Annotated in this window: 16 protein-coding genes; 7 read left to right on the plus strand and 9 right to left on the minus strand. The window is 71.9% G+C overall.

What is annotated here, in order from left to right; all coding sequences use genetic code 11:
• Window positions 1-540: 540 nt before the first annotated feature.
• Window positions 541-975 (minus strand): nucleoside deaminase, encoded by a 435-nt coding sequence (locus ACWCSV_RS16375; RefSeq protein ID WP_451142677.1) that lies wholly within the window; start codon window positions 973-975, stop codon window positions 541-543.
• The gene (locus ACWCSV_RS16380; protein WP_451142679.1) at window positions 972-1,790 is read right to left on the minus strand and encodes a TIGR03619 family F420-dependent LLM class oxidoreductase; all 819 of its coding nucleotides are present in this window, start codon (window positions 1,788-1,790) and stop codon (window positions 972-974) included. The genes ACWCSV_RS16375 and ACWCSV_RS16380 overlap by 4 nt, the downstream gene beginning before the upstream one ends.
• A gap of 93 nt (window positions 1,791-1,883) precedes the next feature.
• Here ACWCSV_RS16380 and ACWCSV_RS16385 point away from each other — a divergent pair, with 93 nt between their 5' ends.
• Complete coding sequence (locus ACWCSV_RS16385; RefSeq protein WP_451142681.1) at window positions 1,884-2,330, plus strand: Lrp/AsnC family transcriptional regulator; 447 nt, start codon at window positions 1,884-1,886, stop codon at window positions 2,328-2,330.
• 20 nt (window positions 2,331-2,350) lie between these two features.
• Here the strand turns inward: ACWCSV_RS16385 and trxA are convergent, their stop codons facing one another.
• The 5 genes from trxA to ACWCSV_RS16410 form a co-directional block, all read right to left on the minus strand.
• The gene (gene trxA / locus ACWCSV_RS16390; protein ID WP_451142683.1) at window positions 2,351-2,692 is read right to left on the minus strand and encodes a thioredoxin; all 342 of its coding nucleotides are present in this window, start codon (window positions 2,690-2,692) and stop codon (window positions 2,351-2,353) included.
• 3 nt (window positions 2,693-2,695) lie between these two features.
• The gene (locus ACWCSV_RS16395) at window positions 2,696-3,100 is read right to left on the minus strand and encodes a MerR family transcriptional regulator (protein ID WP_451142685.1); all 405 of its coding nucleotides are present in this window, start codon (window positions 3,098-3,100) and stop codon (window positions 2,696-2,698) included.
• Between the two features lie 45 nt (window positions 3,101-3,145).
• A complete protein-coding gene (locus ACWCSV_RS16400) occupies window positions 3,146-3,841 on the minus strand; it encodes an alpha/beta fold hydrolase (RefSeq protein ID WP_451142687.1) in 696 nt (231 codons plus the stop codon).
• A 141-nt stretch (window positions 3,842-3,982) separates the two neighbouring features.
• Entirely contained in the window at window positions 3,983-7,231 is a 3,249-nt protein-coding gene (locus ACWCSV_RS16405; RefSeq protein ID WP_451142689.1) for a penicillin acylase family protein, read from the minus strand.
• Window positions 7,232-8,056: 825 nt separating this feature from the next.
• Window positions 8,057-9,442, minus strand: a complete 1,386-nt coding sequence (locus tag ACWCSV_RS16410; protein WP_451142691.1) for a cation:dicarboxylate symporter family transporter — start codon at window positions 9,440-9,442, stop codon at window positions 8,057-8,059.
• Window positions 9,443-9,743: 301 nt separating this feature from the next.
• On the opposite strand from ACWCSV_RS16410, the gene ACWCSV_RS16415 reads away from it, so the two are divergent.
• Window positions 9,744-10,385 carry a GNAT family N-acetyltransferase gene (locus tag ACWCSV_RS16415; protein ID WP_451142693.1) on the plus strand — a complete coding sequence of 214 codons (642 nt, stop codon included), beginning with the start codon at window positions 9,744-9,746 and terminating at the stop codon, window positions 10,383-10,385.
• A 43-nt stretch (window positions 10,386-10,428) separates the two neighbouring features.
• Here ACWCSV_RS16415 and ACWCSV_RS16420 read toward each other — a convergent pair whose 3' ends face one another.
• Window positions 10,429-11,142 (minus strand): alpha/beta fold hydrolase, encoded by a 714-nt coding sequence (locus tag ACWCSV_RS16420; protein WP_451142695.1) that lies wholly within the window; start codon window positions 11,140-11,142, stop codon window positions 10,429-10,431.
• A 160-nt stretch (window positions 11,143-11,302) separates the two neighbouring features.
• On the opposite strand from ACWCSV_RS16420, the gene ACWCSV_RS16425 reads away from it, so the two are divergent.
• The 4 genes from ACWCSV_RS16425 to ACWCSV_RS16440 all read left to right on the plus strand — a co-directional run bounded on the left by ACWCSV_RS16425 (window position 11,303) and on the right by ACWCSV_RS16440 (window position 14,949).
• Entirely contained in the window at window positions 11,303-13,069 is a 1,767-nt protein-coding gene (locus ACWCSV_RS16425) for a sensor histidine kinase (RefSeq protein WP_451142697.1), read from the plus strand.
• Window positions 13,066-13,740 (plus strand): response regulator, encoded by a 675-nt coding sequence (locus ACWCSV_RS16430; RefSeq protein ID WP_451142699.1) that lies wholly within the window; start codon window positions 13,066-13,068, stop codon window positions 13,738-13,740. Before ACWCSV_RS16425 ends, ACWCSV_RS16430 begins: the two co-directional genes overlap by 4 nt.
• A gap of 168 nt (window positions 13,741-13,908) precedes the next feature.
• Complete coding sequence (locus tag ACWCSV_RS16435) at window positions 13,909-14,337, plus strand: carboxymuconolactone decarboxylase family protein (RefSeq protein WP_451142934.1); 429 nt, start codon at window positions 13,909-13,911, stop codon at window positions 14,335-14,337.
• Window positions 14,338-14,388: 51 nt separating this feature from the next.
• Window positions 14,389-14,949, plus strand: coding sequence for an NADPH-dependent FMN reductase (locus tag ACWCSV_RS16440; RefSeq protein ID WP_451142701.1), 561 nt, complete (start codon window positions 14,389-14,391; stop codon window positions 14,947-14,949).
• A gap of 244 nt (window positions 14,950-15,193) precedes the next feature.
• Here ACWCSV_RS16440 and ACWCSV_RS16445 read toward each other — a convergent pair whose 3' ends face one another.
• Complete coding sequence (locus ACWCSV_RS16445; RefSeq protein WP_450771881.1) at window positions 15,194-16,219, minus strand: ATP-dependent 6-phosphofructokinase; 1,026 nt, start codon at window positions 16,217-16,219, stop codon at window positions 15,194-15,196.
• Window positions 16,220-16,644: 425 nt separating this feature from the next.
• Here ACWCSV_RS16445 and pta point away from each other — a divergent pair, with 425 nt between their 5' ends.
• Window positions 16,645-18,717, plus strand: a complete 2,073-nt coding sequence (gene pta / locus ACWCSV_RS16450; protein WP_451142703.1) for a phosphate acetyltransferase — start codon at window positions 16,645-16,647, stop codon at window positions 18,715-18,717.

Here is an 18,717-nt window from a genome sequence, read left to right on the forward strand (position 1 = left end):
TTTCACCGGGGCCCTCCGGGCGCTTCCCTTCGTTCTTGCGTTTCCGACTCTATCAGACTCTTTCGTGTCCGATTCCCGGTCGAAGCGGGTCGAGCAGTTTTCGCTTTCCAGTTCTTCGCTTTCGCGTTTCCCTTTCCGGCGATTCCGACTCTATCAGATCCTTTCGGGCCTGATTCCCAGTCAGCGGGCTTGTCCTCCGGGCCGTTTCGGGCCCTTCCGACGAGTGAGACATTAGCGGATTCCCGGGCTCCGACGCTAATCGGGGCCGTTCTCTCGAACAGGCAATCCTCATTTCACACAAGCACACGCAAAGGCACACGACAGAAAGCCGGGCCTTGTTGAATGGTGGTGCGGAATGGCTGTCCGGGGACCGACCGGAGTCGGCGCTCACGTCGGACAGCTCGCAGGACATTACTCAGGGACGGGCAGCCTGTCAACCCCGCGTTCGCGCCCCGTATGTACGGGCAACGGTGCGCTGCCCGCTCAAGCGGTGAGCGGGCAGCCTGGGTACGGGTCGGGCTGTTCTCGGCCGGTCGCGGATCAACCGTGCCGGTGGTCCTCGATGGGGGTACGGGCCTCCGCGAAGAGGGCCGGGCCGTCCTGCGGCACCTCGGGCCACGCCCCGGATTCGGGGTTGAGCTCGACGAGCTGCTCGGTGGAGAGCGCGTACACGACCCGGCCGAGGCCGGAGCGGACGATGCCGCCGGCGCACATCTGGCACGGCTGGCAGCTGGTGTACATCGTGGTGCGGGCCGCCGCCTCGGGAGCGAGTTCGCGGGCAGCCCAGCGGGCGAGCTTCAGTTCCGGGTGGGCGCTGATGTCGTCGTCGCGGCGCACGGTGTTGTGGGCCTCGACGAGGACGGTGCCGTCCTCGTCGGCCAGCAGGGAACCGTACGGGGCGTCGCCCAGGGTGACGGCGCGGGCTGCCAGGCCGATCGCGCGGCGCAGCAGGGTCTCGTCGGCGGGGGTGATCACGCGGGTGTCCTCCAGTGGTCGGCCACGGTGGCGAGCGCCCGCCAGGCCGCTTGGGGCCGGCGGGTCTCCTCCGGGTCTCCGTCGTAGGGGTCGAGAACGACGGTATCCGCCCCGAGGCGCTCCAGCTGGGCGAGGTCGTCGAGGACCTGTTCGAGGGTTCCGACGCCGGCGGGCCGGTCGGGGCCGTCGACGGGTGTGGTGGTCAGCCGCAGCGAGATCCGGGGAGCGAAGCCCGGCAGGCTGTGCCGCTCGACGGCCGAGCGCAGCCAGGGGACGGTGTTGTTCAGCGGGTGCCAGGGGGCGTCGAGTCTGATGGCACGACGGATGGCGGCGTCGCTGTTGCCGCCGACCCAGATCGGTACGGATGCGGTGGGGCCGGGACCGTCCTCCCGCCAGGCCGCGCGTACGGCGTCCAGGTACTGGTCGGTGAGCTTGCCGCGCTCGGTGAACGGCACGCCCAGTGCGGCGAACTCCTGCCGGGCCCAGCCCACGCCCACCCCGAGTACGAACCGCCCGCCGCTGAGCCGGTCCAGGTTTCCCGCCATGCGGGCGACCAGCAGGGGACGCCGGTAGGGCATCACCAGCACGGTCGTGCCCAGCCGGATCCGGGTGGTGACGCCCGCCAGCCAGGAGAGTGTGGTGAACGGTTCGTGGAAGGGTTCCGGATACTGCGCGGCCACGTCCGGGGTGACGGCGACGTGGTCCGACACCATGAGGAGGTCGTACCCCAGGCCTTCCACGGTCCGCGCCCAGTCGCGCAGGGTGCCGGGGTCGGTTCCCGGCCCGAAGTTCGGTACGTTGACGCCCAGTTGCATGCTCAGAGGCTATCCCCGCGATCATGGCGACGGGAATGGGCTCTTCCCCGGACAGGCGGTCGGTCTCCGCTGATTTCCCGGTAGATTCCCGCCATGGCCGCGAATCTCGACGACGTCGACTGGGCGATCATCACCCAGTTGCAGCAGGAAGCCCGGATATCCCTGAGCGAGCTGGGGCGGCGGGTGAGCCTCAGCTCCTCCGCCACCACGGAGCGCGTGCGTCGGCTGGAGGCGCTGGGTGTCATCACCGGATACACAGCGACGGTCGATCCGGCCGAGGTGGGCTATCCGGTGCTGGCGGTCGTCCGGCTGAAGTACCCGGGCAACCGGCATCAGCCACTGCACGGGCTGCTCGCCGAGCGGCACGAGATCCTGGAGTGTCTGCGGACGACGGGCGAGGACTGCTACACGCCGAAGGTGGCCGCGACCTCGATGGAGCATCTGGAGTCGCTCGTCGATGAGCTGGCCGGTTTCGGGAGCACGACCACGAGCGTGGTCTACAGCCGGACCCTGCCCGCTCGCGGCCCGCGCCGGCCCTGACACCGCCCGTCCGCGACGGCTCACACCGTCGCGTGCACGTCCTCCAGCTCCTGGAGGAGGCGGCGCTTGGGGCGGGCTCCCACCATCGACTTCACCGGTTCGCCGTCGCGGAAGACGATCAGGGTGGGCATCGACAGCACGCCGTAGCGGGCGGCGGTACCGGGGTTGTGGTCGACGTCGATCTGCACGATCTTGAGGCGGTCGGCCTCTTCACGGGCGATCTCGCTCAGCACCGGGGCGAGCTGGCGGCACGGGCCGCACCAGTCGGCGGTGAATTCCACCAGGACCGGCAGTCCGGCGCCGAGCACCTCGTCGTCGAAGGTCCCATCGGTCACCTCGGTGACGCCTTCCGCATGGATCATCTGTCATCCTCCCAGTTCACATCGGGGCTCCGGTCCGCCGGGAAGTCCGGCGGCCGCCTCGACCTCGGCGCGGGCGAGCTGTACGCCGACCTCGGCCCGTACGGTCTGCAGTTGTGCGATCAGCGCGTCCAGCTCATCGAGCTTCCGCCGGTAGACGGCGAGCGACGCGGGGCAGGCGTCGCCCGCCGGGTGTCCTGCCCGCAGGCACTCCACGAACGGCCGGGTCTCCTCCAGGTCGAACCCGAAGTCCTGGAGGGTCCGGATCTGGCGGAGTTGCCTGAGGTCGTTCTCGTCGTACGTGCGGTAGCCGTTCTCGGACCGTCGCGCCCGCAGCAGCCCGCGCGTCTCGTAGTAGCGCAGCGCCCGCGTCGTCGTCCCGGCCCGTTCGGCCAGCTCACCGATTCGCATGACCCGACCGTATTCCTTGACGCGGGCGTCAAGGCAAGGAGGCGGTCAGGAGGGGACGGGGGCCTCCGCCAGGACGCGCGCCAGTTCGCGCGGCTGCGAGAACATCGGCCAGTGGCCGGTCTCCATCTCGACCAGCCGCCAACGGTCGCTCTTGAGCAGCTCGGCCACGTCGCCGTTGGGCTCCGCGCCGTCGAGCAGGCACTTGACGTAGGTGGCCGGCAGTTCGCCGAGCGGGCGGGTGAGCTCGGCGGGCTCGGTGAGGGTCGCCCCGGGGTGGGGCGTGGAGCCGTCGACGATCCGCCGGATCTGCGCGGGGTCGAGTCCCTGGCCCTCGAAGTCCGGGGCGGTCAGCGGGGGCCAGAAGCCGCCGTGCCCGGCGATCGTGGCTTCCAGCTGCCAGGCCCACGGAGCGGAGGCGAACGCCTTCCCTTCGGCGGGGACGTCGGAGTCCACGAACACCACGTGTGCGAGCCGGTCGCCGATGCGTCCGGCTGCCTGGCCCACCGGGATGCCGGAGTAGCTGTGCCCGACGAGCACCACGTCGGTCAGGGCGGCGTGTTCGACCGCGTCCACGATGTCCCGCACGTGTGTCTGCTGCCCCGCCGGTACGTCGCGCTTCTCCGCGAGCCCGGAGAGGGTGAGCGGGAGGACGGTGTGCCCGTCCCGGCGCAGCTCCTCGGCCACCTCGTGCCACGCCCAGCCGCCGAGCCAAGCTCCCGCCACCAATACGTAGTTCGTCATCGGGGCACCGTAGCGCCGGGCGCTGACAGAAGGGCGCTGACAGCGGCTGTCGGCGGCGACCGGCGTCGGAGGCCCGGGGCGTCCCCGTGGTGGGGTGCGCCCCGGGCCTCGGCGGGGATCATCGTGTGAAGGCGGCCCCGGTCACTGGGCGTAGATCCCGATCTCGTTGAGGGAGTACCGGTTGTCGGTGCCCCTGACCAGCCCGGTGATGCGCACGTACCGGGCGTCCACCGGGGTGAAGGAACGGTTCTCGGTGCCGCCGGAGCCTGCGGTGGTGGTGTGCACCGTCGTCCAGGTGGCGTTGTCCGAGGAGACCTCGACGGTGTACTTCACCGCGTACTGGTCGGACCAGTCCAGCGAGGTCCGGCCGACCCGTCGTACCGCTCCGAGGTCGACGGTGATCCACGCGGTGTCGACGGTCTTGCTGGCCCAGCGGGTGGACCGGTCACCGTCGACCGCCTGCTTGGGCGGGTAGGCGACCACCACGGCGTTCTGGTAGTCGGACGCGGTGGCCTTGGCCCCGGTGGCGAGGTTGGTGAGGCTGTCCGACCGGGTGGCCGGGAACTCCACCACCTGCTGGTAGGTGGGACGGTTCTGCCAGGCGATCCGGGGCACGGTGATGCCGCCCATGGCCCGGTGCACGATGGAGTCGGCGCAGACCTGGTCACCGGCGGAGCAGGACGCGTCCGCCGGGTAGACGGTGGCCGCCGGGACGGCCGCGGCGGCCGTCAGGGTGGTCAGCAGGACGTTCCGGCAGGACGCGACGGTGCCGCTACCGCAGTACGTACGGTCCAGGGGCGAGGCGACCGCGGCGCCGAGCACCGCGCGCAGGTCCTTGTCGAGGTAGCTCCACCAGCCGTGCTGGAAGGAGGAGCCCTTGTGGGCCTGGGCCGCGGCGATGCCGGTGCCGACCGCGCCGGAGCCGTTCTGCCCGCCGGACGGCGACTCGTTGATGGGCGCGACGGCGGTGAGGGCCTGGTAGGCGGCGCTGCCCAGCTTCGGCTGGAACACCCCTTCCACCAGCAGTGGCCACCAGGCGTCCAGCACCCGGATCGCGGTGGCCTGGTCGTACGTCCCCGCGCCCTTGGACGGCTCGCGCCGCTCGGAGCCGGAGGCGGCCCAGGCGCGCAGCTGCTCGACGGTGGCGGAGAGGGCGGGGTCGGTCACGGCGGCGCTGTCGATGACCCGGAGGAGCTCGGGCAGCACTTCCTCGGCCCGCAGGTCGGTGGCGGCGGCGTCCTCCATCGCCTTCACCAGCTGGGCGCGGGTCACGCCGCCCGCGGTGACGAGGGCGGAGACCCGGCTGTCCAGCAGGTCGGCCCGGTGCACGGCGCCGTTGCCCCAGCCGGAGGTGAACCCGGCCGCCTGCTTGTTGTTCCAGCTGACGTAGTAGTCCTGGTCGACGGAGTGGGGGTGCTGGGCGGGCGGGGTGACCGCCGAGGTGTTGACCGTCGGGTTCCAGCCCTGCCATTCGTAGGCGGGCTTGGCCCAGATCGGCTTGTCGGGGTCGGTGCCGGCGGCGCGTACCGGGTTGACGCCGGAGTTGTAGTACGCGGTGTGGTGGGCGTCCGCGTAGAACCAGTTGAAGGTGTATCCGACGTCCTGGGCGGCCGTCTGGAAGGCGGTGGCCGAGGTGATGACGGAGGGGTCGTTGAACTGCTGGAAGCCGACCACGGAGTCCAGCTCGTGCTGGTAGGTGGAGCGCAGCGCGGTGTACGCCACCGGCTTGCCGCCGCTCTTCCCGACATGGGTGACCAGCCCGTACGCGGACCGGAGCGTCTCCAGGTCGTAGGAGCCGGCCGCGGTGGAGTCGGCGGTGGTGGGCGCCCAGGAGTTGTGGGCCGTCAGCTTCTCGAACGGGGTGCAGACCCCGCGCAGCAGGTAGGAGCGGGAGGCGGTGGTGGGCGTCGCGCCCGAGGGCTCGCAGAGCTCGACGGCGAAGGTGTCGGTGATGTCCTGGTTGGCCGAGGTGGCGCTCCAGGAGTAGTCGAGGCCCCGGCCGATCTCCACGTAGAAGCTGATGCCCGGGAAGGAGGCGCCGCGCGAACGGAGGCCCGGGCCGTCCAGCTCCTGGACCATGAGGAGCTGGGGCGCGTAGTACCCGGTCTGCGGGCCGAAGACGGCGATCGGGTGGCCGGAGGCGGTGTGGTCGCCGGAGACCACCAGGGCGTTGGACATGCCGTGTTCGCCGGTGATCAGATCGGCGGGCAGGACGCCCTCGCCGGTGGTGGCCGCCGTCTTCGCGGTCGTGGCCGTGGTGGCCGTGGTGGCCGTGGTGGTCGTGGCGCCGGTGCCGGTGCCGTTGACCGCGTGCGGGTAGGCGGTCACGGTGCCGCTGTCGGGCGTCGCCGTACCGACCGGGGCGGCGGGCGTGGTGGCGTACGGGAAGCTGCCGGTGTGCAGGGTGGTGGTGGCCTCGGTGTCGTTCTGCGCGCGCCAGGCCCGGTACGCGGCGGAGCCGGCGGTGGTGCCGTACTGCTGCTGGAGGGCGAGTTCGGCGAGCGCGTTCTCGACCTCGCCGCCGCCCCCGCTGCCGAAGATGGCGCCGACCACCGAGGCGATGGCGACCGTGTCGGTGGCGGTGAAGTCGGCGATGTTCTTGCCGTGGCCGGTGAGTTCGTACTCGCCCGGGTAGTTGTTGGCGTCCAGGTCGGCGTCGATGAAGGCGTTGACGCCCGCCACGTAGTCGTTGATGTCCTGCACGGCCTGGGTGCCGCGCGCACCGGAGGCCGCGACCCGGTCGAGCTGGGCGCGGAGGTCGGCCTCGGTGTACGGGGCGACGGCCCAGAGGCTCTCCTCCAGCGCCCGGTTGCCCGCCGCGCCGCCCGCGAACGAGGACAGCTGCCCGCGCCCGACGTGGCGCAGGATGTCCATCAGCCACAGCCGGTCCTGGCCCGCCGCGTACCCGGCGCCGAACTCGGTGTCGGAGCGGGTGGTGCCCTTGATGTGGGGGGTGCCGGTGGCCTTGTCCCGGGTGATGGTGACGCCGCTGCGCGGGGTGAGGGTGGACTCCGCCTGTCCGGACGGTACGCCGAAGGAGGCGTCGTTGAAGTAGTTCGCCAACTGGTCCGGGGTGAGCCCGGAGTAGTCGTGCAGCAGGTTGTCGTACTTCTCTATCTGGTCGGCGGAGTGCGCCGGGCGCGTGCCGATCGTCTGGTGCAGCAGGATGCCGGCCAGGGTGGCGTGCCCGTTCTCACCTGCGGTGAGGATGTCCAGGCACTGGCCCTGGCAGGGGTCACCGGCGGCGGGCAGCGGATCGGAGGTCGCTGCCGCGGTGGGGGCGGCGGCCAGGGCGCCGGTGAGCAGCGTTCCGGCGGCGAGGAGGGAGACGACGGCGGCACGGGGTCTGGCCCGGCGCGCGCGCCCCAGGAGGCGCTTGACAGGATTCAACGGAGGGCTCTCGATCTGGGGTGTCGGGGCCGTAGCGGCTCCGAGGGGGAACACCGGCGGGAGCCCGGTGCGTGCGCACGCTAGCCCTCGCGGGGCGCCGGGCGTAAGCCTTGTGCGGTTGCCGCCAGGAACTTGCAACACCCGCTTCATACTGGGAAGTTGGCGCGCCGGGCCGAGAATGTCCTGCGAGGTGGAGGGAGCGGCCGGCCGCGGCATCGGTGGCGCCGGCCCTGTCGGTGGGTTCGCCGCGAAGGTGGCGCCGTCCGCCGGGGGGGGGCGGGTCCGGCAGGTCCGAGGGACGCGCGGAAGGACCCGTGCGGGGCGTGCACGGACCGGCCGGCCCCGCGCCTCGGCGCTGTCAGTGGTTCGACGGGGCATGCGGACCGATCTCTTCCCGATCCAGGATGCTGCGGTACGCGATCGCTGTCGCACCCTTGTCGGGCTTGCCTACGACGTAGCGTGGCGGGGTGTCGGCCAAGGGCACCCTGAGCGTCAGATTCGAGATGTGAGGGGATATCTGCGCTCCGTGCAACTGACGCTGGAAACGGTGATCGACGAGTCGGACGTGCCTCCTCATGCTGCTCCACCAGCCCTGGCCAGGGAGAGCGACGTGGCTTGGGTTCCGCCTCAAGTGCCCTGGCACTGGCGCGATCCCGCCGATGGCAGCTGAGCCGGAACCGGGAACGCCCGCACCTTCCGGTGCGGGCGTTCCCGGCGAGACGGCCGAGGCAGAGGTGGGGTCCTCGGCGAGGGTCTCGGGTCTGTGGGGCTCCGTGCGGATCCGCGCGCGGACGCACCGCCCGGGGCCGGTCGGCGTGGCGCGGGTCAGACCTTCGCCGGCACGCCGCCCCCGTCACGCTGGTCGGGTACCTCTTCGGCGGCCGGAGAACCGGCCCCCGCGGCCGGGGCCGAAGGCGCCTCCTCCTCCAGCATCCGCTCGTCGAAGGGCAGGTTGCCGGCGAGGACCTCGTCCACGCGGGCCCGGTCGATCTCCTTCGTCCAGGTGCCGACGAGGATGGTGGCGACGGCGTTCCCGGCGAAGTTGGTCAGGGCGCGGGCCTCGCTCATGAAGCGGTCGATGCCGACGATCAGGCCGACGCCGTCCACGAGTCCGGGGCGGTGCGACTGGAGGCCACCCGCGAGGGTGGCGAGTCCGGCGCCGGTGACTCCGGCGGCCCCCTTGGAGGCGATGACCATGAAGACGAGCAGGGAGATCTGCTCGCCCGCGCTCAGCGGGTCGCCCATGGCGTTGGCGATGAAGAGGGACGACATCGTGAGGTAGATGGCGGTGCCGTCGAGGTTGAAGGAGTAGCCGGTCGGCACGGTGATGCCGACGACGGGCTTGCTGACGCCGAGGTGCTCCATCTTCGCGATGAGGCGCGGCAGGGCGGACTCGGAGGACGATGTGGAGAGGATCAGCAGGAATTCACGGCCGAGGTACTTCAGCAGCAGGAAGAGGTTCACCCCGGCGACCAGGCGCAGGATGCTGCCCAGGACGACGACGACGAAGATGGCGCAGGTGAGGTAGAAGCCGACCATGATGATGCCGAGCGACTTCAGCGCGTCCACGCCGGTCTCGCCGACCACCGCCGCCATCGCGCCGAACGCGCCGACCGGGGCCGCCCACATGATCATGGCGAGGATGCGGAAGACGAGCTTCTGGATGTGGCCGATGCCGCGCAGAATCGGTTCGCCGGTCGCGCCCAGGGCCTGGATGGCGAAGCCCGCGAGCAGGGCGATCAGCAGGGTCTGGAGGACCTCGCCCTCGGTGAAGGCCGAGACCATGGTCTTCGGGATGATGCCGAGCAGGAAGTCGGCGGTGGACTCGCTCGCCCCCTCGGCCTGCTTCTCGCCGGCCGCGCGGACGGTCTCGGTGAGGTGCAGGCCGGAGCCGGGCTCCAGGATGTTGCCGACGATCAGGCCGATGGCGAGGGCGACGGTCGACATGACCAGGAAGTAGCCGAGTGCCAGCCCGCCCACCGCGCCCACCTTGGCGGCCTTGCGCACCGAGCCGACGCCCAGCACGATCGTGCAGAAGATGATCGGCGAGATCATCATCTTGATGAGGTTGACGAACCCGGTCCCGATGGGCTTCAGCTCGACGGCGACCCCGGGGGCGGCGAACCCCACGATGATGCCGAGCACCACGGCACCGATGACGGCGAGGTACAGGTACTGGGTGCGGTCCCGCTGTCCGGCTGTCCCTGCCACGGGTGCCTCCTGGGTTCGGTCTCGGCTCTTGTCGCGTACGAGTTCCGTGACCCCGGGCGCGTACGAGTCACCCAGGTGGGGTCCGGGGCACGTACGGGTCCCGCCGTCGGGGCGCGTACCGGCCCCCGTCCCTGGGGGCCCCGGTGACTATCCACCGAGCCGTGACGCGGGTCACCCTTGCGTTCATAACGTTCACGCGACTCCGTGGGCGCTCACAGCGTTCCGGAACGCGTAACCCGGGCGGAAGCGGCGGGGCCGAAAACGCCTGGCAACCGGTGCGCGGTGCCACTAGCCTCCATCCATGATCGAGACCGGAACGGTGGCGGAGGAGACCGCGGCCGACACGGAGTCGGAGGACGGGGGCACCGAGCGGCTCCGGACCTTCTGCTGGCGGGGTCGGGGCGTCGCCTTCACGCCGCTGGACTCCGACGACGCCGAGCTGATCCACGCCTGGCGCTCCGACCCCGTCATCGCCCGCGAGGTCGGTACGTGGCCGCGTTCGCTGTCGGCGGTACGCGAGCGCGTGGAGAGCGACCAGGAAGAGGGAGACCGCGACGACTTCCTCGTCCTGCTCCCCGACGGCACTCCCATCGGTCACATCGCCCTGACCGACCAGGACATCGTCGACGGATCGGCCGCGATCACGCTGATGCTGGACCCCGACCACCGTGGACAGGGGTACGGCACCGCCGCCGTGGACGCTCTGGTCGACCTCGCCTTCGGTGAACTGCCGCTGCACCGCGTCGAGGCCGAGACCCACACCACGAACGCCGCGGCACTGGGTGCCCTGGCCGGAGCCGGTTTCGTCCACGAGGGGATACGTCGCTCCACCTGCCTGCACCTGGGGCGCCGGCACGACCTCGCGGTGTACGCGCTGCTCCGGGAGGAGTGGGAGGCCCTCGACCGGCCCCGGTCATGGGACCTGCCGGCCGGCACCGGCTGACGGTCCCGATCGGGAGGACGGCCTGCGCACACCGTGGCACGGGTCAGACTCCTGGCCCCGGGTCCACTCCCCCCTCCAGCCACAGGAACTCCACGACGGCCTTCGTGAACTCCTCCGGTGCGGCCCGGTGGACCAGGTGCCCGGCCGGGATGGTGACGGCCCGCCCGCGCGGGATACGACGGGCCAGGTCGGCCACGCCCTCCTGGGGCACGTGGCTGTCCGGCCCGCCGGCCACGACGAGGGTCTCGGCGGTGATCCGGTCGAGGCGCTCCAGCCATGCGGCTTGCGGGGTGTCGAGCTGCGGCTTGACGGCCAGGACCATCTCCCAGTCGAACGTCAACTGCCCCGCCGGTCTGGTGGGTACGGTCCGCGCGCGGGGGCGCGGGGCGGGAACGTCCTCCAGGACGAGGCGGTGCACCCGCTGCGGGTGTTCCTGGGCGAGGAGGTAGGCGACGATCCCGCCCAGCGAGTGCCCCACCAGCTCCACCCGGTCGAGTCCCAGCGCGTCCAGGAAGCCGAGCACGTCGTCCCGCATGAGCTCCAACGAGTACGTGCCGGGCCAGTCGCTCCGGCCGTGACCACGCAGGTCGAGGGCGTGCACGCGGCGGTGGCGGGCGAGGACGGGGGCCACCGCGTCCCAGTCCGAGGCGTCCTCGCCCAGCGCGTGCAGCAGGACGAGCGGCGGGGCGTCCGCGGGCCCCGAGACCTGGTAGGCCAGCCGGACGCCTCCGACGTCGACGGAGCGGTGATCGGTCATACCGGCAAAATATCCGGGCGCCCGCACCGCGAAAACTCCTTTCGCCGCAGGCCGAACCAGCCCGCCGCCACTCCCCACACCGCGCACCGGTAGCCGTGACCCGGCCAACGCACCCCGGCCACCGCACCCCGGTCTCCGCACCCCGGGCAGACTGTCAGCCATGCGTTCCTTCCGTCCCCGTCCCCGCAGCCTGGCCGGCCAGCTCTTCGCCATGCAGGTCGTCCTGATCGCCGCCGTGGTGGCCGGCGGCGCGTTCTTCGCGTACGTCTCCGGCTCCGCGCGGGCCGAGGAGACCGCGCGGCGGCAGGTGCGGGCGGCGGCGTTGGCGATCGCCGGGTCGCCCTCCGTACGGGAGGCGATCCGCACCCCGGACCCGTCCTCGGTGCTCCAGCCGTACGCGGAACAGGTCCGCGCGGACACCGGGATCGCGTTCGTGACGATCATGAACCCGCAGGGCGTCCGCTGGACGCATCCGGACCGGTCGCGCATCGGCGAGATCTTCCTCGGGCACACCGCGCGGGCGCTGAGGGGCGAGACGTTCGAGGAGACGTACACGGGCACGCTCGGCCCGTCGATCCGCGTGGTCACCCCGGTCCGCGACAGGGGCCGGATCACCGGGCTGGTCAGCGCGGGCATCACCGTGGAGCGGGTCTCCTCCCAGGTGCGGGCGCAGTTGCGGGCGCTGAGCCTCGCGGCGGCGGGTGCGCTGGCGCTCGGCGGGATCGGTACGTACGTGATCAACGCCCGGCTGCGCCGCCATACGCACGGGATGAACGCGGCCGAGCTGAGCCGGATGCACGACTACCACGAGGCGGCCCTGCACGCGGTGCGCGAGGGGCTGCTGATGCTGGACGGGCAGCGGAGGATCGCGCTGATCAACGACGCGGGCCGGGAGCTGCTGGGGCTGGGGCCCGAGGCGGTCGGCCGGAGGGTGGACGCGCTGGCGCTGCCGCCTTCGCTGACCGGGGCCCTGCTGGCGTCCGAGCCGCGGGTGGACGAACTCCATCTGACGGCGGACCGGGTGATCGTGCTGAACTCCCGCCCGGTGGTGGGCGGTGAGCAGCGGGGCACCGTGGCGACCCTGCGGGACCACACCGAGCTGCAGGCTTTGTCGGGCGAGCTGGACTCGGAGCGCGGCTTCTCGCACGCGCTGCGCGCGCAGGCGCACGAGGCGGCGAACCGGTTGCACACGGTGGTGTCACTCATCGAACTCGGCCGTGCCGAGGAGGCGGTGGGGTTCGCGACCGCCGAACTGGAGCTGGCCCAGGTACTGACGGACCGAGTGGTGGGCGCGGTCGCCGAACCGGTGCTCGCGGCCCTGCTGCTCGGCAAGGCGGCCCAGGCCAACGAGCGCGGGGTGGAGCTGGTGCTGGCCGAGGACAGCCGGATCGACGACGGGGTGCTTCCCGACACCCTGGCGCAGCGGGACCTGGTGACCGTGCTGGGGAATCTGATCGACAACGCGCTGGACGCGGCGGCCGACGGCCCGGGCGCCCCGGGCGCCGTCGTCCCCGCGGCCCGGGAAGGCGGCGCGGCCCGGGAAGGCGGCGCGGCCCCGGAAGGCGGCACGCCCCGGGAGGCCGGCGCGGCCCGCCCCCGGGTCACGGTGACGGCCGTCGCCGAGGCGGACGCCCGGGAGCTGCTGCTGAAGGTGGCGGACAACGGCCCCGGCATCGGGCGGGAGGATGCCGAGGCGGTGTTCCGTACCGGCTGGTCGACGCACGGCACCGGGCGGGGACTCGGCCTCGCGCTGGTCCGCCAGACCGTGCAGCGCAACGGCGGGACGGTGGAGCTGGGGCGGGGTCCGGACGGGGGCGCGGAGTTCTCCGTACGCCTGCCGATCCGCGACCGTACGGGCCGCGGAAGCGGCACGACGAACACGACGCGCACCACGAGCACGACGAGCACGACGGGAGAGCGCGCATGATCCGGGTCCTGGTGGTGGAGGACGACCCGGTGGCCGCCGACGCCCACCGGATGTACGTGGCGCGGGTGGAGGGCTTCGAGGTGGCGGCGGTGGCGCACACGCGGGCGGAGGCGGTACGGGCGCTGGACCGGGAGCCCGTCGATCTGCTGCTGCTCGACCTCTACCTCCCCGACGGCCACGGGCTCCAGCTGCTGCGCGCGCTGCGGGCGGCCGGGCACGCCGCCGACGTGATCGCGGTGACGTCGGCGAGGGACCTCGCGGTGGTGCGGGAGGGCGTCTCGCTGGGGGTCGTGCAGTACGTGCTGAAACCGTTCACCTACCCGACGCTGCGGGACCGGCTGGTGCGGTACGCGGAGTTCCGGGGGGCGGCCGGGGAGGCGAGCGGCCAGGAGGAGGTGGACCGGGCGCTCGGGGTGCTGCGCGCCCCGCACCCGGCCGCGCTGCCGAAGGGGCTGAGCGCCCCGACGCTGGAGGCGGTCACCCGTGAGCTGCGCGGGGCGCCGGACGGGGTGACGGCGGCGGCCACCGGCGAGGCGCTGGGCATCTCCCGTATCACCGCGCGCCGTTACCTCGAACACCTCGTCGGCCTCGGCCGGGCCGCCCGCCGGCCGCACTACGGCCAGGTCGGACGGCCGGAGCTGCACTACCGGTGGGTGCCGGAGGCGCGCTGAACGGCGTCCCGGAGCGGGTGCACCGGATCCGCGTGTCACATTCCGCCGGGCTGCCCGGTCTGACCTGTGTACGCACCACAGGGGTGCGTGTCCCGGACCGGTCAAGGAGCCCCCGTGAACACCCACAGCGCCCGACTCAATCTCTTCGGCAGCCCGGCCGTCACCAGGATGCTGGGCCACTTCACCTCGGCGGGGAGGGCGGTCTCGGCGCTCAACGTGCCCGCCGCCACGCAGGAACTGATCAAGATCCGCGCCAGCCAGATCAACGGCTGCGGATTCTGCACCGACATGCACACCAAGGAGGCCGCGGCGGCCGGGGAGAGCGCGGTGCGGCTCGCCCTGGTCGCGGTCTGGCGGGAGGCGACGGTGTTCACCGAGGCCGAGCGTGCCGCGCTCGAACTGGCCGAGCAGGGCACCCGGATCGCGGACGCGGCCGGCGGGGTCACCGACGAGGCGTGGGAGGCGGCCGCCAAGCACTACGACGAGGACCAGCTCGTCGCCCTGGTCTCCCTCGTCGCGGTCATCAACGCCTTCAACCGGCTGAACGTCATGGTCCGGCAGCCGGCCGGCGACTACCAGCCGGGCCAGTTCGGCTGACGGGTCCTGGCCGTGTCCGACCGTTACCGCCGGAGAAAGGAAAGAGGAGCCATGACCACCAGGATCGCCGTCGTCGTCGGCAGTGTCCGCCCGGGCCGGGTGACCCGCGCGGTGGCCGACTGGGTACACACCGTCGCCGCCGGGCGGCCGGACGCCCGTTACGAACTCGTCGACCTCGCCGACCACGACCTGCCCCTCTACGACGAGGCGCTGCCACCCCGGTACGGGCAGTACGAGCACGCCCACACCCGGCGCTGGGCGGCGACGGTCGCCGGGTTCGACGGATTCCTCTTCGTCACGCCGGAGTACAACCACAGCGCCCCGGCCGTGCTGAAGAACGCGCTCGACTACCTCTACGACGAGTGGAACGACAAGGCCGCCGGTTTCGTCAGCCTCGGGTTCGCGGGCGGGGTGCGCGCGGCGGAGCATCTGCGGCACGTCGCCGCCGAACTCCGGATCGCCACCGTGCAGGCGCAGCTCGCGCTGACCCTCACCGACGACTTCGCCGAGTACCCGGCCTTCACGCCCACCGGGACCCGCGAGGAGGAACTGATCCGTGTGCTGGATCAGTTGGAGCGCTGGGCCGGTGCGCTGAAGACCCTGCGCGCCTGAGGCGGGCGGGCTTGCGGGCACCGCACCGGAAAACGGCTGAAGGCTGTTCCCCGTCCCTCCCGGGAGGGACGGGGAACAGCCTTTCACGCGCTCGCGCCGCCCGTGCCCAGAACCTCGCACCGCGCGTGCCCGGAACCTCACGCCGCGCGTGCCCAGAACCTCACGCCGCGCGTGCCCAGAACCTCACGCCGCGCGTGCCCAGAACCTCACGCCGCGCGTGCCCGGAACCTCGCGCCGTGCGTGCCTAGAACACCGACTCCGCTTCGAACATCCGGTCCGCCGGCACGGTCTTCAGCTGGGTCACCGCGTCGGCGAGCGGCACCATCTCGATGGTGGTCCCGCGGAGGGCGGTCATGTTGCCGAACTCGCCGCGGTGCACGGCCTCCACCGCGTGCCAGCCGAAGCGGGTCGCGAGGACGCGGTCGTACGCGGTCGGGGTGCCGCCGCGCTGCACGTGGCCGAGGATGACCGGGCGGGCCTCCTTGCCGAGGCGGCGCTCCAGCTCGACGGCGAGGCGGTTGCCGATGCCCTGGAAGCGCTCGTGGCCGAACTGGTCGATCTCGCCCTTGGCGTACGCCATGGAGCCCTCGGCCGGGTGCGCGCCTTCGGCGACGCAGATGACCGCGAACTTCTTGCCGCGGGCGAAGCGTTCCTCGACCATCTTGACCAGGTCGTCGACCTGGAAGGGGCGCTCGGGCAGGCAGATGCCGTGCGCACCGCCGCCCATGCCGGACTCCAGGGCGATCCATCCGGCGTGACGGCCCATCACCTCGACGACCATGACGCGCTGGTGGGATTCGGCGGTGGTCTTGAGGCGGTCTATGGCCTCCGTCGCGACGCCCACGGCGGTGTCGAAACCGAAGGTGCGGTCGGTGGCGGAGATGTCGTTGTCGATGGTCTTCGGGACGCCGACGACGGGCATGCCGGCCTCGGAGAGCATCCGGGCCGCCGTGAGGGTGCCCTCGCCGCCGATGGGGATGAGGGCGTCTATGCCGTAACGGCGGGACAGCTCCTCACAGTTCTCGGCGGCCTCGCGGAGCCGGTCGCGCTCCAGGCGGGCGGAGCCGAGGATGGTGCCGCCACGCGCCAGGATGCCGCTGACGGCATTCAGGTCCAGCGGGCGGAAGTGGCCGTCCAGGAGGCCCTTGAAGCCGTCCTCGAAGCCGATGACCTCGTCGCCGTGACCCACTACTGCGCGGTGCACGACCGAACGGATCACTGCGTTCAGGCCGGGGCAGTCGCCGCCTGCGGTGAGAATTCCGATGCGCATCGTGCGTTGTCTCCTGCTCGCTAGTACCGGACTGTTCGGGGCCTTGGTGAGCGGCCCCCGCGCCGTGAGCCGTCCCGATTCTCCCACGGCAGGGGTACACCTCGCGCTTTCGGCTGCTCCGGCGCACGAACAGGGGGCGAAAATCCGGGTAACAGGTCCGGAAGCTGCCTCCGGTCCCACGTTACGTGGGGCCTCATGGCCGCTGAGGAGCCGGGGCGGGGAAGCAACGCCCCCGGGTGTACGCGTGCACACACGCACGCACCGGCAACGGCGCGGCCCCGCGCGGGAAAGTGGGAAGGGGTCTCCGGCGGGCGGCCCTGCGGCCCCCGAAGGTATCGTCGGAAATAATGCAAGCCAATGCCACCCCTACCGGGATATCACCGCCCGTATCGGGCGAACAGCCGCATCAGGACGGGAGACCACGCGTGACGCGCAGCGTGTACGTGACCGGGATCGACCGGGGGGACGGCCGCCAGGTCGTCGAACTCGGGGTCATGGAGCTACTGACACGGCAGGTGGACCGCGTCGGCGTCTTCCGGCCGCTGGTCCACGACGGTCCCGACCGGCTGTTCGAGTTGCTGCGCGCCCGCTACCGGCTCTCCCAGAGCCCGGAGACCGTCTACGGCCTCGACTACCACGAGGCGTCGGCGATCCAGGCGGAGCAGGGTACCGACGAACTCGTCTCCCGGCTCGTCGAGCGCTTCCACCAGGTCGCGCGCGCCTACGAAGTGGTGCTGGTGCTCGGCTCCGACTACGCGGAGACCCAGCTCCCCGACGAGCTGGCGCTCAACGCCCGCCTCGCCAACGAGTTCGGGGCCTCCGTCATCGCGGTGGTCGGCGGGAAGGACCAGCCCGCCGAGTCGGTGCGGGCCGAGACGCACAACGCGTACCGCGCCTACGCCGGGCTCGGCTGCGACGTGCTGGCGATGGTGGTCAACCGGGTCGCGCCCGAGGACCGGGACGCCCTCGCCGAGCGCATCGTGGAGCGGCTGACCGTCCCGGTGTACGTACTGCCGGACGATCCGGCCCTCTCGGCGCCCACGGTCGCGCAGGTCACCGCCGCGCTGGGCGGCACGGTGCTGCTCGGCGACGACGCGGGGCTCGCGCGCGACGCGCTGGACTTCGTGTTCGGCGGGGCGATGCTGCCGAGGGTCCTGAAGGCACTGACGCCCGGCTGCATGGTCGTCACCCCGGGCGACCGGGCCGACCTGGTGGTGGGCTCGCTCGCCGCGCACAGCGCCGGCACCCCGCCCATCGCGGGGGTGCTGCTGACGCTGGACGAGCGCCCCGGCGAGGAGATCCTCCAGCTGGCGGCCCGGCTCGCGCCCGGCACCCCGGTGATCTCGGTGTCCGGGGGTTCCTTCCCCACCGCCGGTGAACTCTTCGCCCTCGAAGGCAAGCTGAACGCGGCCACGCCCCGCAAGGCGGAGACCGCGCTCGGCCTGTTCGAGCGCCATGTGGACACCGCCGCGCTCCTCGAACGGGTCTCGGTGGCCCGTACCGGACGTGTCACGCCGATGATGTTCGAGCACGACCTGCTGGAGCAGGCGCGTGCCGACCGGCGCCGGGTGGTGCTGCCGGAGGGTTCCGAGGAGCGCGTGCTGCGCGCCGCCGACGTGCTGCTCCGCCGTGACGTGTGCGAGCTGACGCTCCTCGGCGACGTGGACCTGATCCGCAAGAAGGCGGCCGACCTCGGCATCGACCTCGCGGACACCCAGCTCATCGACCCGGCCACCTCCGAGCTGCGGCAGGCCTTCGCGGAGCGGTACGCCCAGCTGCGCGCGCACCGCGGGGTGACGGTGGAGCTGGCGTACGACGTGGTCTCCGACGTGAACTACTTCGGCACCCTGATGGTCCAGGAGGGCCTGGCGCACGGCATGGTCTCCGGTTCCGTGCACTCCACGGCGGCGACCATCCGGCCGGCCTTCGAGATCATCAAGACGAAGCCGGACGCGCGCATCGTCTCCTCGGTCTTCTTCATGTGCCTCGCCGACAAGGTGCTGGTGTACGGCGACTGCGCGGTCAACCCGGACCCGGACGCGGAGCAGCTCTCGGACATCGCGGTCCAGTCGGCGGCGACGGCGGCCCGTTTCGGGGTGGACCCGCGGATCGCGATGCTGTCGTACTCCACCGGAACCTCGGGTTCCGGTGCGGACGTGGAGAAGGTGCGGGAGGCGACGGAGCGGGTCCGCTCGGCGCGGCCCGATCTGCTCATCGAGGGACCGATCCAGTACGACGCGGCGGTCGAGCCGACCGTCGCTGCGACGAAGATGCCCGAGTCGCCGGTGGCGGGCCAGGCCACCGTGCTGATCTTCCCGGACCTCAACACCGGCAACAACACCTACAAGGCCGTACAGCGCTCGGCGAACGCGGTCGCGGTGGGTCCGGTGCTCCAGGGGCTGCGCAAGCCGGTCAACGACCTCTCGCGCGGCGCTCTCGTCCAGGACATCGTCAACACCGTGGCCATTACAGCTATCCAGGCGCAGGGCGAGGAGTGA

The sequence above is a fragment of the Streptomyces sp. NPDC001770 genome, assembly GCF_053596135.1.